Origin of the sequence: Phenylobacterium sp., from assembly GCF_037189685.1 — a bacterium.
Classification (GTDB): Bacteria; Pseudomonadota; Alphaproteobacteria; order Caulobacterales; family Caulobacteraceae; genus Phenylobacterium.
Map to the genome: position 1 here is coordinate 41710 of NZ_JBBCIT010000033.1, position 15583 is coordinate 57292.

The 15583-nt window shown below is 71.0% G+C and carries 16 protein-coding genes; 7 read left to right on the plus strand and 9 right to left on the minus strand.

The annotated features are described in order from the left end of the window. Positions 1-68: 68 nt before the first annotated feature. The 7 genes from WG212_RS18575 to WG212_RS18605 form a co-directional block, all read right to left on the minus strand. On the minus strand, positions 69-1685 hold the full coding sequence (locus tag WG212_RS18575; protein WP_337188607.1) for a GMC family oxidoreductase: 1617 nt from the start codon (positions 1683-1685) through the stop codon (positions 69-71). Positions 1686-1737: 52 nt separating this feature from the next. Next, complete coding sequence (locus WG212_RS18580; protein ID WP_337188608.1) at positions 1738-2475, minus strand: hypothetical protein; 738 nt, start codon at positions 2473-2475, stop codon at positions 1738-1740. Positions 2476-2590: 115 nt separating this feature from the next. Then, a complete protein-coding gene (locus WG212_RS18585; RefSeq protein ID WP_337188609.1) occupies positions 2591-3427 on the minus strand; it encodes a metalloregulator ArsR/SmtB family transcription factor in 837 nt (278 codons plus the stop codon). A gap of 95 nt (positions 3428-3522) precedes the next feature. Next, entirely contained in the window at positions 3523-4113 is a 591-nt protein-coding gene (locus WG212_RS18590; RefSeq protein WP_337188610.1) for a gamma carbonic anhydrase family protein, read from the minus strand. A gap of 95 nt (positions 4114-4208) precedes the next feature. Beyond that, a complete protein-coding gene (locus WG212_RS18595; protein ID WP_337188611.1) occupies positions 4209-4994 on the minus strand; it encodes a crotonase/enoyl-CoA hydratase family protein in 786 nt (261 codons plus the stop codon). Next, positions 4987-5613: a 2-hydroxychromene-2-carboxylate isomerase gene (locus tag WG212_RS18600; RefSeq protein ID WP_337188612.1), complete on the minus strand. Its 627-nt coding sequence runs from the start codon at positions 5611-5613 to the stop codon at positions 4987-4989. Before WG212_RS18600 ends, WG212_RS18595 begins: the two co-directional genes overlap by 8 nt. An 11-nt stretch (positions 5614-5624) precedes the next feature. After that, a complete protein-coding gene (locus tag WG212_RS18605) occupies positions 5625-6380 on the minus strand; it encodes an SDR family oxidoreductase (RefSeq protein ID WP_337188613.1) in 756 nt (251 codons plus the stop codon). Between the two features lie 89 nt (positions 6381-6469). Here WG212_RS18605 and WG212_RS18610 point away from each other — a divergent pair, with 89 nt between their 5' ends. Next, complete coding sequence (locus tag WG212_RS18610) at positions 6470-6910, plus strand: helix-turn-helix domain-containing protein (RefSeq protein WP_337188614.1); 441 nt, start codon at positions 6470-6472, stop codon at positions 6908-6910. A 16-nt stretch (positions 6911-6926) separates the two neighbouring features. On the opposite strand, the gene WG212_RS18615 is transcribed toward WG212_RS18610, so the two are convergent. Beyond that, on the minus strand, positions 6927-7460 hold the full coding sequence (locus tag WG212_RS18615) for a DUF1697 domain-containing protein (RefSeq protein ID WP_337188615.1): 534 nt from the start codon (positions 7458-7460) through the stop codon (positions 6927-6929). Next, positions 7457-8080, minus strand: a complete 624-nt coding sequence (locus tag WG212_RS18620; protein WP_337188616.1) for a glutathione S-transferase family protein — start codon at positions 8078-8080, stop codon at positions 7457-7459. The genes WG212_RS18615 and WG212_RS18620 overlap by 4 nt, the downstream gene beginning before the upstream one ends. A 111-nt stretch (positions 8081-8191) precedes the next feature. Between WG212_RS18620 and WG212_RS18625 the strand changes: the two genes are divergently transcribed. From WG212_RS18625 to WG212_RS18650, 6 genes are all read left to right on the plus strand, one after another. Then, entirely contained in the window at positions 8192-9559 is a 1368-nt protein-coding gene (locus WG212_RS18625) for an MFS transporter (RefSeq protein ID WP_337188617.1), read from the plus strand. Positions 9560-9654: 95 nt separating this feature from the next. Continuing rightward, the gene (locus WG212_RS18630) at positions 9655-11121 is read left to right on the plus strand and encodes a class I adenylate-forming enzyme family protein (RefSeq protein ID WP_337188618.1); all 1467 of its coding nucleotides are present in this window, start codon (positions 9655-9657) and stop codon (positions 11119-11121) included. Beyond that, positions 11114-12541: a class I adenylate-forming enzyme family protein gene (locus WG212_RS18635; protein WP_337188619.1), complete on the plus strand. Its 1428-nt coding sequence runs from the start codon at positions 11114-11116 to the stop codon at positions 12539-12541. The genes WG212_RS18630 and WG212_RS18635 overlap by 8 nt, the downstream gene beginning before the upstream one ends. A gap of 117 nt (positions 12542-12658) precedes the next feature. Then, entirely contained in the window at positions 12659-14122 is a 1464-nt protein-coding gene (locus WG212_RS18640) for an MFS transporter (RefSeq protein ID WP_337188620.1), read from the plus strand. A gap of 102 nt (positions 14123-14224) precedes the next feature. Beyond that, entirely contained in the window at positions 14225-14860 is a 636-nt protein-coding gene (locus WG212_RS18645) for a PEPxxWA-CTERM sorting domain-containing protein (protein ID WP_337188621.1), read from the plus strand. 103 nt (positions 14861-14963) lie between these two features. Beyond that, positions 14964-15578 (plus strand): PEPxxWA-CTERM sorting domain-containing protein, encoded by a 615-nt coding sequence (locus tag WG212_RS18650; RefSeq protein WP_337188622.1) that lies wholly within the window; start codon positions 14964-14966, stop codon positions 15576-15578. Positions 15579-15583: the final 5 nt, after the last annotated feature.

Here is a 15583-nt window from a genome sequence, read left to right on the forward strand (position 1 = left end):
TCGACACCGTGAACGCCGGGGGTGATGGGGGTGTCGTGTGCGCCGCGACCTCTCGCCGCAGGTCCGGATCAGGCGGCGCGGAAGGCCGCCGCACGGCCTTCGATGCGGTCGGCCGTCCTCAAGGCGAGCGCAGCGATCGTCAGGGTGGGGTTGGCCCAGCCCGAGGTGGGGAACACCGAACTGCCCACCACGAAGAGGTTCGCGACGCCATGCACCTGGCCGTGCGGGTCCACGACGCCCGAGCGGGGATCGGCGGACATCCGGGTCGTCCCCATGTGATGATAGCCGCCGATGGGGTGGGCGCTGATCAGCGGATCGGTCCGCCAGCCGCCGGCCGGGTCCCCGAGCCAGTCCGGCACGTCGATCCGGCCCATGCCCAGGCGGCGCAGTTCGGCGTCCAGCGTCTCCACCAGAACCGCCACGCTGCGCACGTCCAGTTCGGTCATCCGCCAGTCCAGCGCCACGCGCGGCACCCCCAGCGGATCGGTGCGGTCGGTCAGCAGCACCCGGCTCTCGGGATTTGGCGCCTGCTCGGCGCGGACCACCAGGGCCACGTCGCGGAGGCCCAGTTGGTGCAGCAACCACGGCCGCGCCGGGTCGATTCGCTGCTGCGCCCAGCGCGCGGCGGTCTTGGTCACCATCCACACAGCACGACCGCCGCGGGTGGGTGCGACGTTGTGCTTGATACGATTGTAGGTCGCCATGCCCCAGGCTTCGGCCGAGCCCGCCGGCTGCCGCGCAGCAATGGTCAGCGAGCTGTTGAGAATTTCCTTCTCGGCCTGCAGCGCCGCGCTGGGCTTGATCAGCCCCGCCAGTTCCTGCGCGCCCAGGCGATGGGTGCGGCCGAAGGCCCGCAGCAGGCTCCACACCCCGCGTCCCAGGACCCGGCCGCCTCGCGCGTGCGGATGCTCCATGAAGTAGCGACCGACCTGGTCGTGGCCGTTGCCGATCCCCGCCTGAGCCACCGACCTGGAGGCCAGCAGCAGGCGCGGATTCTCCATGCCGCCGGCGGCCAGGACGTAGGCCCGCGCGCGCACCGTCAGCCGGCGGCCCGACAGCGAGGCGACCTTGAGCCCGGCCACCTGCTGACCGCCGCTGTCGAGTTCGATCTCGGTCACCGTCGCATGGGTCACGATCCGGCACCGCGGATGTGCGATCAGGTCGCGGCACTCCGCGAAGACGAAGCGGTTGAACTTCCGGTCGAAGCTCCAGACCCCCAGCTCCAGGCGCGACGGATCCAGGGCGGGCGGCGCAGCGCCGGCGGCCAGCAGGTCGGCTGCCGCGGCGGCCTCTTCCGCAACACCGAACATCCGGCGCGCAGGCCGGTAGTAGGCCTCCAGGTCACGCCAGGCGATCGGCCAGCCCGTATGGGGCGCCCAGTCCCGGCGCTCGAGGTCGATGGGGTCCAGCTCCGCGACGCGGCCGCCCCAGATGGCCGTCGTGCCGCCGAAAAACCGGAGGCGGGCGTCCTCGAGGTCGTAATAGGTCTCGCCGATGTTCTCACCGGCATTGAGCGCCGCCGTCGCCGGCTCGTAGTCCAGCCCGCCGCTCTCCAACAGCACCACCGACCAGCCCAGTTCCAGCAGGCGACGCGCGGTGGTGATTCCCGCGACCCCGCCGCCCACCACACAGGCTTCGGCGGTCAGTTCGGCCGCATTGTCGCCGGCATGAAGATCAAGGTGCATGTCCCTTAGCTAGGCGGCGACGCGGCCGGGGCCAACCCCGGCCCACCGCCCGTCATCCCGATCGGGCCAGGGTGCGCGCTTCCTGCAACAGGTCCACGCCCGGCGAGTCGGCCAGCAACACATACGCCGAAACCCCCCGTTCCCAGTAGGCGACGGCGTCGCGCCCGTTGCGGGCGAGCACGGGCGACGCCGAGACAGACGCGTTGGCCTTGACCACGAAGAGGTGCAGGCGCGCGCCGGGAACCGTCGTGACGATCACGTTCAGCGCCGGCCCATCGTCCGACGGATAGATCTGGGCGTCCACCACCCGCCACCCCTCCGGCAGCCGTGGAATCCGCACCTTGAGCGTGCGCTCCACCTCGGCGGCGTCCAGCACCGGCGTGTCGGTCTGCGACACCATCACCGCGCGGACGCGGGCGGCGAGCCGTGACTCCAGGGCGTCCTCCACGTAGCGCGGCGCGGCGTCCCCATCCGCCTCCCGCCAGTGCGCCGTCACCGGCGGCTGGGCGGCGGCGTGCCAACCCACGGCGGCCGACATCACGCAGGCGGCGACCCCCGCCGCAGCCACACGGCCCCACGACGGCCCAAGCCGCCCCGTCTGACGACGGCCGCGCCTGTGCCGCTCGGTCATCACGCGTGCGGCGAGATCGGGATTGCAGGCCAGAAAGCCCTCGACCTCTAGCCGCCGTCCGTCTCCCAGGCGGTCGGCGACATAGGCCTCCAGGTCCTGGTCCGAGATGTTCAGTCGACCCTTCGGTCGCGCGTCGTCGTTTGCGGGCGTCGTCGACATCCGGCTTGTCTCCGTCCCTGTTCCCGGAGCTATGGCGAGGGCTTTCCTCTGGTCTGTCCAGAAGAATCCGACACACACCCCTGGGACAGGCCGTCGCGCCGGCCTGGCGGGCGCCTCAGGTTTCGCCGTCGGCGAGGTCGGTTCCACGGCCGATCTCGTAAGTCCGCGCGTGCAGCGCCAGGCGGTCCAGCTTCTCCATCGGCAGGGCGAGCAACAACTCGATCCGATTGCGCAGCCGCCGCGCGGCCTCGCGGAACGCAGCGGCCATCTCGGCCGGCGTGCCCGTCGCGGCAGCAGGGTCGGGGATGTCCCATTGGGCCGTGATCGGCTGGCCAGGCCACACCGTCCTGGGGGCCCGCGCCGCCTCGGCGCAGACGGTGATGGCGAACGCCAGGGGCGGCGCATCCGGACCGGTCAGGTTCGCCACCGGGACAGGCGCCACCTCGCCTTCCTCAACGCCCAGCGCCCGGAGCAGCGGCTCGACGTGCGGGTTCGCCCGCGTCTGGCCCGAAAGCGTCGCGGCCCGCGCGTGGAAGCGGCCATCGGACAGGGTGTTCATCAGGGCGGCGGCCAGCACCGCCCGCGCCGGGTCGCCGGCGCAGACGAACACGGCCTCGATCGCCGGTCGGGGAGCCGCCTCCAGCGGCGCGGCGGGCGGCAGCGCGGCGCAGATCTCGGGACGCCCGCCACAGCAGTCGTCCACCAGATACTCGAGCAGTCGACGCGCCTCGCCATAGACGGCGGCGTAGATGACCGACCGGCCTTCGCGCCGGGACGTGACGAGTCCCGCTGCGACCAGGATGCTCAGGTTGCTCGACAGGGTGTTGGCCAGCATGCCGGCGGCGCGCGCGATCTCGCCCGCGGGCATCCCCGCAGGTCCCGCCCGGACCAGCAGGCGGAAGACCGCCATCCGCCCCTCATGCGCCAGCGCCGACAGCGCCGCGATCGCCACCCGTGTTTCCACGCTTCCGGAGTATCCGAAGTTTGCGACGGTCAGACGACGGCGCGGCCTCCAGGCCCGCGCTTCAGCGCGGCCGACGAGCCCGCTCACGGGTGATGCAGCGTCTCCAGCCGCGCCCGTTCCGCGCGCGCCCGCTCTCCGAAGGCGGCCGTGCTCCACAGGCGGTGCTCGCCGCGCGCATAGGCCTCGGCGTTCTCGCGGTACATCCAGGCGTTGAACGCATTGGCGGCCGCGCTGTCGCGTTCCCGCACCACCCTCGCGGGCGCGCCCATGACGATGGCGTTCGGCGGAATCACCGTCCCCTCCTTCAGGAACGCGTGGCCGGCGATGATCGAATTGTCGCCGATCTCGCAGCCGTCCATCACCGTCGCCCCGATTCCCACCAGCACCCGGTCACCGATACGGCAACCGTGCAGGGTCACGTGGTGGGTGATCGAACAGTCCTCGCCAACGATCGTGCCCGTCCCCGCGCCCACGTGGATCATCACGAAGTCCTGGATGTTTGTCCGCGCGCCGATCATCACCTCCTGCGACTCGGCGCGAACGACCACGTTGGGCCAGATCGACGCCCCGTCGGCGATCGTCACCCGGCCATAGAGCTGGGCCGTGGGGTGGATGAAGGCGGCCGGATCCACCGCCACCTCCGGCCCGAAAGCCCGCGCCGATCCCCGCTCCATTCCAGCCTCCCCTGAGTTTCGGGCGACTGTGACCCGGCTGACGTAGCGGCGCCGAAGCCCCTGTGGCCGGAGCCCCTGTGAATGGGGACGGCCGCCTATCGGCCCTGGAAGACCGCGGCCCGGCGCTCGACGAACGAACGGATGCCCTCGGCGGCGTCGGCCGTTCCCATGACACGCTCGCGGATGCCGGGGATCGCGGCGACCGCCGCCGCCTCTCCCGCCGCGATGAACATGCGGCCCGCCTCTTTCGTGACCTGGACGCCCAGCGGCGCATTGGCGTTGATCCGGCGCGCGATCTCCATGGCCCGCTCGGTCTGCGCCCCCACCGGCACGACCTCCTGAACCAGCCCGATCCGATAGGCCTCGGCGGCGTCGAACTCGTCGCACAGCATCAGGTGGTACATGGCGTTCCCCCACCCGGCGCGCGTCACATAGCGGAAGTGCGCCCCGCCCAGCGGCGCGATGCCTCGCCTGGCCTCCATCTGGCAGAACCGGGTGTCCTCGGCGGCCACGACGATGTCGCCGGCCAGGGCCATCTCGATCCCCACGGTGAAGCATATGCCCTGGACCGCCGTGATCACCGGCTTGCGGCAGACGTTGCGCAGGCCGAACGGATCGATGTTGTCGTCCGGGATCGGCGCGGGCCGCGCGCCCGGGCCGAAGAACTTCGGCATGTCGAGGCCGGCCGTGAAGTTGTCGCCGACGGCGCAGATCACGCCGGCCCACAGTTCCTCATCACGGTCCAGCTGGGTCAGGGCGTCCGAGAGTTCGGCCATCATCTCCGGGCTGAACGAATTCTTCTTGGCCGGATTGTCGATCACGATCTGCAGGATGCGGTCGTGGCGTTCGGTGCGGACCCGGCCCGCGGCGGCTTCAGTCATGCGATCCTCCTCGGGCGCCTTGCCGCGCCGCTTCCTGCTCCACCTGCTCCAGGCGCTCCTTGCCGAAGAACATCTCGTCGCCGACGAAGAAGGTCGGGATTCCAAAGACGCCGCGGGCCACCGCCGCCTCGGTGTTGGCGACCAGTTCGGCCTTGACCTCGGGATCCTGGGTCGCCGCCAACAGGGCCGGGGCGTCGAGGCCGGCGGCCGACAGCACCCGGGCGACGACCTGCGGGTCGTCCATCTTTTCGCCGTCCTCCCACATCGCCTTGAGGACGGCGTCCAGATAGGGCTCGCCCACGCCCATCCGGCGGGCGGCGACCAGGCCGCGCATGATCAGGAGCGTATTCACCGGGAAGTGCGGGTTCGGGCGGTAGGCGGAAAGGCCGTGCTTCTCGACGAAGCGCCTGGTCTCCAGAGCCTCGTAGGCCAGCTTGCCCTTCACCTCGCCGAAGGCCTCCATCGGCGAGCGATTGTTGGTCGCCTTGAAGACGCCGCCCAGCAGGCAGGGGATCAGGTTGACCTCGGCGCCCGCCCGCTGCGCCGCCGCGGGCAGGACCTTCCAGGACAGGTAGCCGTTCGGGCTGCCGAAATCGAAGATGAAGTCGATGGTCGCCACGGGGCGTCTCCTCACCAAGTCTCTTTCCAGGGCCGCAGGTCCAGCTCGTGCGTCCACGCCGAACGGCCCTGGCGGTGGACCGCCACGAAGCTGGCGGCGATCTCCTCGGGCTTCAGGATCTCGTCCCGGGCCAGCGCCTCGTCCACGTCGCCGCCGCGCAGGCCGCGGATGAAGACGCCGTCGATCGGACCGTCCACCACCACATGCGCCACGTGGATTCCCTGGGGCCCCAATTCGCGCGCCATGCTCTGGGCCACCGCCCGCAGGCCGTGCTTGGCCGAAGCGAACGCCGCGAAGCCGTCGCGGCCCCGGACGCTGGCCGTCGCGCCCGTGAACAGGATCGTGCCCCGCCCGCGCGGGACCATCACCCTCGCCGCCTCCCGCCCGGCCAGGAAGCCGCCGAAACAGGCCATCTCCCAGACCTTGGTGAAGACCCGCGCCGTCGTCTCGCGGATGCCGAAGCGCACGTTCGCCCCGATGTTGAAGACCACCACCTCCAGGGGGCCGACGTCGCGCTCGATGGTGTCGAACAACGCGACCATCTCCTCTTCCGAGCGGGCGTCGACACCGAACGGGTACGCCGACCCGCCCGCCGCCCGGATCTCGCCGGCCAGCGGTTCGAGCGCCTCGACGTTGCGCGGCCGCCGCGTCATCGCCACCGCATAGCCCTCGGCGGCGAAGGCCCGGACCAGGGCCGAGCCCAGCCCTTCGCCCACGCCGACCACGAGACACACGCCGGGTCGTTCGTCCCCTGGCGGATCACCCATCGCCACCTCCGTTCGAAAACAGAACTCATGTTCGTCTTGAATCCGAACCCAGTCAATGGGATCATCCCGGGCGACATGGAACCCGCACGATGAAGTGGAATGAACTCGGCTCGGTGCGCTGCTCGGTGGCCCGGTCGGTGGCCGTGATCGGCGACCGCTGGACCCTGATGGTCCTGCGCGACTGCTTCCTGGGCGTGCGCCGCTTCGACGACTTCGAGGCGCGGCTGGGCATCTCGCGCAGCATCATCGCCGACCGCCTCAAGCATCTGGTCGAGGAAGGCGTCCTGCGCCGCGAGGCCTATCAGGACCGCCCCGTCCGCCACGAGTACCGCCTGACCGACAAGGGCCTGGCCCTGCATCCCGTGATCATGGCGATCGTCCACTGGGGCGATGTCCACTACGCCGACGAGGCAGGACCGCCGCTTCTGCACCGGCACAGGGCCTGCGGCTGCGATTTCACACCGGTCATGACCTGCTCGGCCTGTGGCGAGTCCGTGACCGCCCGCGAGGTCGAGGTCCGCGCGTCCTGACCTGACCGGGCCGGTCCTAGCTGAGCCGGGTCAACAGCTTGCCCACGGTGTTCCAGTTGCGGCCCGTGCCGCGCACGCCCAGCTTGCGCTCGATCACCGCGCCCGACAGCTTCGACGTCCCCGACCCGGCAGGATAGGCGAGATAGAGGCAGGCCGGCCCCAGGGCGACCCGCTCGCCTGAGGTGCAGTAGGACTCGAGCACGTCCAGGCGCTCCTGGGGTTCGCCGCGCAGGAACATCACGATCAGGAGATTGGGCTTGTCCGCCGCCATCTCCGGGAAGGCGTTCGCCGCCATCGTGGCGGCGAGCTGGTCGCGTCCGCGGACCAGGACATCGGTCTTGAACCCGAACCGCTCGGCCACGGCGGACTCGAACCGCGCCTCGGTCCGGGCGTCGTCCCAGGACGTGCCGATCAGGGCGTTGCCGCTGGCCAGCAGGGTCTCGGGCCCCTCGAAGCCGGCCTCGGAGAGGAGGGCGCGCAGGTCGGCCATGGGGATCGCCCCCTGCCCGCCCACATTGACCGCCCGCAGGAGCGCCGCGACACGTCTCATGCCCGGGCGGCCGCTTCCCATTCCAGGAACTCGGGCGTCGAGAGCAGGCGCTGCATGTATTCGCCGGCCCGGCCATCGTCGCCGTAGTCGCTGGGATGGATCCCGTAGGTGCGGAACCGCGTGGCCACCGGCGTGTAGAAGGCGTCGGCGATCGACCAGTCCCCGCCCAGGTACGGTCCGCCGAAGCGCGCCAGCATGCTCCGCCACAGCTCGACGATCCGGCGCACGTTCTTCTGCGTGGCCGGCGAGATCGCCGCCACCCGGGGCTCGGTCTCCAGGGCCATCGGGCACTCTCCGCGCAGCGAGGCGAAGCCGGAATGCATCTCGGCCGCCGCCGACCGCGCCAGCGCGCGGGCCGCCGGGTCGGCGGGCCACAGGCCCGGGACCTTCTCGGCCAGGTACTCGCAGATGGCCAGGGAATCCACGATCGTCAGGTCGCCGTCCTTCAGGCAGGGCACGAGGCCCGACGGGGAATGCGGCCGGATCGCCGACTCGGTGCGGTTGTCCTCCTGGCGGAGCGCGATCAGCGTCTCGTCGAACGGCAGGCCTGTGCGCTTGAGGACGAGCCAGGGTCGCAACGACCATGTCGACCATTTCTTGGTCCCGATCACCAGCTCCATTCCTTCGCCTCCATACTGCTGACCTGAAACACTTCAACGGTTGCAGCGCGCCGCCGGGCGCCATCTAGTCGCGGCGGCCCACAAGAAAAAACTCCGAGGAACGCGTCCAAGATGACCGAAGCCGTCTCCCCCGAGGTGACACCGACCGCCAAGCCGGCCGTTCCCGCCGAAGGGGCGACGCCCTTCTCCAAGGGCTACACGCGCTATGCGATGTGGCTGCTGCTGGGCATCTATGTCGTCAACTTCCTCGACCGGCAGGTCATCAACATCCTGGCCGAACCGATCAAGCGCGATCTGGGCCTCTCGGACACCCAGCTCGGCCTGATGAGCGGCCTGGCCTTCGCGGTCTTCTACACCTTCCTCGGCATCCCGATCGCGCGGATGGCCGAGCGCAAGAACCGCGCGGTCATCATCGGCACGGCGGTGGGTGTGTGGAGCGGCTTCACCGCGCTTTGCGCCACCGCCGGCAACTTCTGGCAGCTCATCATCTACAGGATCGGGGTCGGCGTCGGGGAAGCCGGCTGCACCCCGCCCGCCCACTCGCTGATCGCCGACTACGTCCCGAAGGAGAAGCGCGCCTCAGCCCTCGCCTTCTATTCCATGGGCACGCCCATCGGCAGCCTCCTGGGCCTGGTGATGGGCGGCCTGATCGCCGACGCCTACGGCTGGCGCGCCGCCTTCCTCGTGGCCGGCGCCCCCGGTCTGGTCTTCGCGATCCTGGCGATCTTCACGCTCAAGGAACCCCGGAAGATCATGGCGCAGCACGCCCAGCAGGTCGCCGCCGCCTCGGCCACCTTCGGGCAGACGATGGCCTATCTGGCCAAGCGCCGCACCTTCTGGTTCATCGCCTTCGCCGCCGCCGTGAAGGCGTTCATCGGCTATGGCCACGCGCCGTTCACGGCCTCGTTCTTCCTGCGCAACCACGCCGAGGAGATCGGCCGGCTCGCGGACGGCTTCGGCCTGGGTCCCGTCGGCTTCCTCGGGCTGGCTCTGGGCATCATCAGCGGAACGGCCGGGGCCCTCGGCGCCTGGGTGGGCGGCGTGATCGCCGACCGCTTCGGCCGCAACGACTTGCGCGCCTACATGGTGACCCCGGCCCTGGCCAGCCTGATCACGATCCCCATCTACATCCTGGCGGTGACCATAGATTCGGCGACGACCGCCCTCTTCATCCTGGGGATCAACGCCTTCCTTGGAACTCTGTGGTACGGCCCGGTCTACGGCACGGGCCAGTCGGTCGTGCCGCCGCACATGCGCGCCACCGCCTCGGCCATCCTTCTCTTCGTCATCAACCTCGTCGGCCTTGGCCTCGGGCCGCTCGCGGTGGGCATGCTGTCCGACTACCTCAACACGGGCCTGGGCATGGGCCCGGCCGAGGGCGTCCGCTGGGCGCTGATCATCTCGACCCTCTTCGGGCTGGCCGCTTTCGCCTGCTTCTGGCTGGCGCGGAGGACGATCCGGGAAGACACGGTGAGCTGAGGAACCGAGCTCGAAGGCGGGCTGGACAAGCCGGCGGGCCGCATCCGGCCGGGAGAGGCTTCCCCCCGGCGGCATGGGTTGGCTAGCTTCACCACATGTTCGACGGACCGATCCGCGACCACGCCGGGTGGACGCCGCGCGCCACCGCCATCGTGACACCCGGCGGAACGTTCACCTATGCCCAGGTGAACGCCGACGTGGACCGTTGCGCCGCCGCCCTGGCCGAACTGGAGCTGCGACCGGGCCAGGTGGTCTCGGTCGCCCTGGCCGCCCCCTACATCCAGCTCGTGGCCACGGCCGCGCTCGCCCGGCTGGGCGTCGCCTCCTCGCCGGCCGGAGACTGGGGCGCCGACGCCCGCCTGAGCGACGCCCACCTGAGCGACGGCCACGTTCCGCCCGGGGGATCTCCGGAAGGATCTTCTGTCCATCGGATCGACGAAGCCTGGCTACGCGCGATGTACGCCCGGGAGCCCCGACCCTGGCCATCCCGGGCATATGCCCCCCTGGATCTCGGCCGCGTGATGCTCTCGTCCGGCACGACCGGCCGGCCGCGACGGGTCGGCTACACCTGGCGGCGGATCGAACATGGCAACCATCTCAGCCTGCGCTCATACGGCGGGGGCCGCCTGGGCGCCTGGATCCCGCTGGTGAGCATCGACGCCATGATGGGACTGACGATGGCCATGTGCGGCTGGGCCGTCGGCGCGGCGGTGACCGCCTCGTTCGAGGCCGACGACCTGCCCCGGTGGCTCGAACGCCTGGAATCGGGAATCGTCGCCATGACGCCGATCCAGCTCCGCCGCGTGCTGGACGCCTTGCCACCCGGCTTCCGGCCCACGCCCAGGTGGCGCCTGATGGTGGGCGGCGCCGTCCTGCCGCCCGAGACTGCCCGGGAAGCCCGCGCGCGCATCACCCCCGATATCCGCACGCTGTACGGCTCCACGGAAGGCGGCGCGGGCGGGCAGGGCCTCGCCTCCGGTCTGGACGACGCGCCCGGTCAGGTCGGCATCACCCCTTCCGGCGCGATCGTGACCATCGTCGGCGAAGACGGGCGCCCCGTGCCGGAGGGCCAGTCGGGCGAGGTGCGCATCCGCGGCCCCCGGGTCATCCAGGGCTACCTCGGTGATCCCGAGGCCGACGCGGAGCGGTTCCGGGACGGCTGGTACTTGACCGGTGACATCGGCCACCGCCTGCCCGATGGCCGTCTGGTGCTGGAAGGCCGCCGGGACGACCGCATGAACCTGGGCGGCCTGAAGATCATGCCGGCGGTCCTGGAGGCCGCAGCCCTCTCCTGCCCGGGCGTGCGCGACTGCGCCGCCTTCGCCGTGCCGACGCCGGACGGGCTCGACGCCTGCTGGCTGGCTGTGGTGGCCGAGCCGGGGTTCGACGGGGGCAGGCTCACCCGCCACCTCGCCGGCCACGGCGACCTTCCGGCGCCCCGCTACGCCTGGACCCGGGACATCCCCCGCAACGCCATGGGCAAGGTCGACCGCAACGCGCTGCGCGAGGCCGTCCTGGCGGCGACCCGCCCGCCGGCCGCCGGAAAGGCCCCTGATGTTTGACGGCTTCATCCGCGACAACGCCGCCTGGACCCCGCGCGCGCCGGCGGTGATCCTTCCCGGCCGGCGATACAGCTACGCCGCCTTCGACGCCGACATCGACCGTCTCGGAAGCGCGCTCGCGGAGCGAGGCCTCGGCCCGGTCTGCGGGGTCGTGGCGGTGGCCATCGCCTCCCCCTATCTCCAGCTTCTGACGATGGCCGCCCTGGCCCGCCTGGGCATCTGCGGCGCGCCCGGCGCGGACCCGGGCGCCGACCTGCGTCTGACGGACAGTGACGGCCTGGGCGAGGGGCCGCCCGTCCTGCGGCTGACCCCCGACGAGGTCACCGCGATCCTGGCCGCCGAACCCCGTTTTGACCTGCCCCAGCTCGAGCTGGACCCGGACGCGCTGGGGCATGTGATGCTGTCGTCGGGCACGACCCGGTCGCCGCGGCGCGTCGGCCTCACCTGGCGGCGGCTCGAGGCCGGCAACCACGCCAACCTGCGCAGCTACGCCGCCGGCAAGGCCGGGACCTGGGCGCCGGTGACGGGCGTGGACTCCATGCTGGGCTTCAGCATGTCGGTCGCGGCGTGGAGCGTCGGCGGCGCGGTCGCCTGGGGCTTCCGCATCCGCGACATCCCGGCTCTGATGGAACAGGTCGAGCCGGGAATCATCGGCCTGACACCGCGCCAGCTCCGCGAGCTGCTGACCGTCCTGCCGGACGGCTTCCTGGCCCGGCCCGAGTGGCGGATCTGCGCGGCCGGGGCGCTCCTGCCGGCGCCGCTGGCGCACGAGGCGCGGCTGCGCCTGACACCCGACGTGCGCATCATCTACGGCTCCACCGAGGCCAGCCTGCTCGCCGTGGGTCACGCCGCCGACCTCGAGGAACATCCCGGCCTCGTCGGCCGCACGCCCGCCGGCGCGATCCTCGAGGTCGTGGACGACGACGGCCGCCCCCTGCCCGACGGCGAGACGGGCGAGTTCCGCATCACGTCCGAGCGGATGAGCCAGGGCTACCTCGACGATCCCGAGGCCTCGGCCGAGCGGTTCCGCGACGGCTGGTTCCACACCCGCGACCTCGGCCGCCGCCTGCCCGACGGCCGGCTGATCCTGGAGGGGCGCGTGGACGACCGCCTCAACCTGGGCGGCCTCAAGCTGATGCCGCAAGTGGTGGAGCAGGCCGCCTACGCCGCCGGCGGCGTCGCGGATTGCGCCGCCTTCGCCGCGCCCGGGACCGACGGCGTCGAGCAGTGCTGGCTGGCGGTCGTGGCCGCCCCCGGCGGCGAGCGCGACCGGCTGGCCGCCCTCCTGGCGGCTCGGGCCGACCTGCCGCCTGTCCATCTGGCCTGGATCGACACGATCCCGCGCAACGCCATGGGCAAGGTGGAACGCGGCCTGCTGCGCGGCCAGTTGCTGGCCGCCCTCCTCGGCGGAGACCCCTGAAAAGCGTCTGCAGGGAGAGCTCCGGGCGCCGCTACGGCCCCCTATCCGGCGACCCGGGTTCAGCCTAACGTCCGCGCCGACAGCGGGCCGGCGGGAACCGGCCTGGGGGAATGGCACATGACCGCCAATGCTCAGCCGGCCCAGCCGACGTTCACGCCGGCCTACCGGAACACGGTGCTCTGGCTGCTGGTCGTGGCCTACACCTTCAACTTCATCGACCGCACGATCATCTCGACCATCGGGCAGGCCATCAAGGTCGACCTCGAACTGACCGACCAGCAGTTGGGCTGGCTGGGCGGGCTTTCCTTCGCCCTCCTCTACACCACCCTGGGCATCCCCATCGCGCGCCTGGCCGAGCGTACGAACCGCGTGAACATCATTTCGATCGCGATCGTGGTCTGGTCGGCCTTCACGGCGCTCTGCGGCACGGCGACCAGCTACCTGCAGCTCCTGCTGTTCCGGGTCGGGGTCGGGGTCGGCGAAGCCGGCCTATCGCCGCCGGCGCACAGCCTCATCAGCGACTATTTCGAGCCGAAGAAGCGCGCCTCCGCCCTCTCGATCTACGCCTTCGGCATTCCGCTGGGGACCATGTTCGGGGCCATGGCCGGCGGCTGGATCGCCGAGAACCTCTCCTGGCAGGCCGCGTTCATGGTGGTGGGGCTGCCCGGCATCCTGGTGGCCATCGCCATCAAGCTGGTGATCAAGGAGCCGCCGCGGGGTTGGGCGGACCGGCAGGCGCTCGCCGACGAGCCGCCCGCGGCCCTGGGACAGGAGGCGTCGGTGGCCGGCGCGCCCGCGGAAGCGCCCGCCGAGCCGCCCCCCTCGATCATGGCGGTCTCGAAGCGCCTGTTCGGAAGCTGGGGCATGTTCCACATGGCGGCGGGAATCACCCTGGCCAGCTTCGCGGGCTATGGCACGGGCAACTACGTCCCGGCCTATTTCATCCGCGAGTTCGGGCTGGGGCTCGGGCTGGTGGGCATGGCCATCGGCCTGATCTCGGGGATCTCGAACGGCGCCGGCACCCTGTTGGGCGGCTTCCTCACCGACTTCGCCTCGAAGCGCAGCGCCCGCTGGTACGCCCTGGTGCCGGCCATCGGCCTGATCCTGGCCACGCCGATCTACATCCTGGCCTTCACCCGTGACAGCTACCAGGTCGCCTGGGCGATCCTGCTGATCCCGGGCATCCTGCACTACACTTACCTCGGACCGACGTTCGGGGTGGTCCAGAACGTCATGGACGTGCGGATGCGGGCCACCGCCGTCGCCGTCCTGTTCTTCGTGCTGAACCTGATCGCGCTGGGCTTCGGCCCCCCCTTCTGCGGCTGGTGCATCGACCAGTTCGCGCGCGCCGCATTCACGGCCAAGGGGATGGTGGGCGACTTCCTGGAGGTCTGCAAAGGCGGCATGGCGCCCGCCGGCTCGTCGCCCGAGCTGCTCGCCGCCTGTCCGGCCGCCATGGCCGAAGGCACGCGGATGGGCATCGTTTCGAACCTGCTGATCTATGCCTGGGCGGGCGTCCATTACCTGCTGGCGGCGATCACCCTGCCCCGCGACATGGCCCGCGCCCGGGGAGAGGCGTGACAGGCTGAAAAAAACTTCACCGTCGTCGCACGGTGACGGAAACTTTGCTGCGCCTGCGAAGTTGAAGGCATGTCCGGAACCTCAAGACACGGCGGGGCTGACATGCAGAAAATCCGAGCGCTGGCGCTCGCCACGGTCATGACCGCGGTGGCGTCGTCCGCAGACGCGGCCACCTTCCTGTCGGTGGGACCCGACAGCCTGTGCGGTTCAGGCGGCTGCCTGTCCGAAAGCCGGCGCAGTTTCAGCCAGACCTTCTCCCCCGGGACCGGCGGGTTGAAGGGCGTCTCGGCCCTCGCGTTCAGTCGCGGCATCGTGGGCGACATGCAGCACCATGCCGTGCGCATCAGTTTCGAGCTGGCTGACGGAACGGTGATCGACTGGGGCAAGTTCGTGGTCGGCGTCCTGGGCGGCGACGTCGTCACCCTGCGCGGCCAGTCATTCGACTGGGATGGCGCGTTGGGCGAGTTGACCGTCAGGGTCGAACTCCTCCTGCCCCAGGCGGGCGGGGGCGGCGGGTTTGCCGGGTTCGGCGGAAGCCCGGTCTCGTTGGCGCCGCCTGCCTTCAGCCCTCTTCCCGATTCCGTGGTGGGCTTCCCCGCCGCCCGGCCGTCGCTGCCCGGCGCCGGGTTCCTGGCGACCGCCGTGCCCGAGCCGGACGCCTGGGCCGCGATGATTCTCGGGTTCGGCGGCGCTGGCGCGATGCTCAGAAACAGGCGCCGCAGCCCGCAATCCGGCTGAGCATACGCCCGCCAGGCGAGCGCCAGTCTCTTTCCAGGCGCAGGCGATTGCGGCTCTACCGTCCGTTGTGCATGCTCAACCCGATTCGGCACGGGAATCGAACATGCGTGGATATCTGGCGGCGGCTGCGGCCGGCGTAGCTCTGATTCTGGGCGGCCTTCCCGCCCAGGCGGCGACCATTCTCGGCGCGGGCTGGGACACGAGCTGCGGCAAGACGACCTGTTTCAACGAAAAGGGCGTCGTCACGCGGACCTTCTCGGCCTCCGACTTCAGCGGACCGGTGACGATCGGTCAGCTTCTCCTCGACCGTAGCGTGCTGGGCGCGCTCGACTCCAAGATGTTCCGCCTCTCGTTCGCGCTGAACGGAGAGGAGCTGGGGACCTGGGGCAAGTTCGTCATGGGCGGCATCGGCGGCGACGTCCTGTCGTTCACGGGCGACGCCTTCGTCTGGAACCCGGAGGATGGCGACCTGGTCCTGGTGCTGGCGCTCATCCCGCCCCCCGCCGCCGGCGGGGGCTTCGGCCTCTTCAGTTCCGCACGCGTCGAGGACGAATCCTTCAGTCAGACATCCATGCCCGGACCGGACCAGCAGGACATCGCGACGCGGGATCTGCCGGCCGTCACCGCCGTGCCTGAACCCGCGACCTGGGCGCTGTTGATCGGCGGCTTCGGCCTGGCCGGCTCGGCCCTGCGCCGCCGCGGCGCGACCCTGGCCTGACGGAA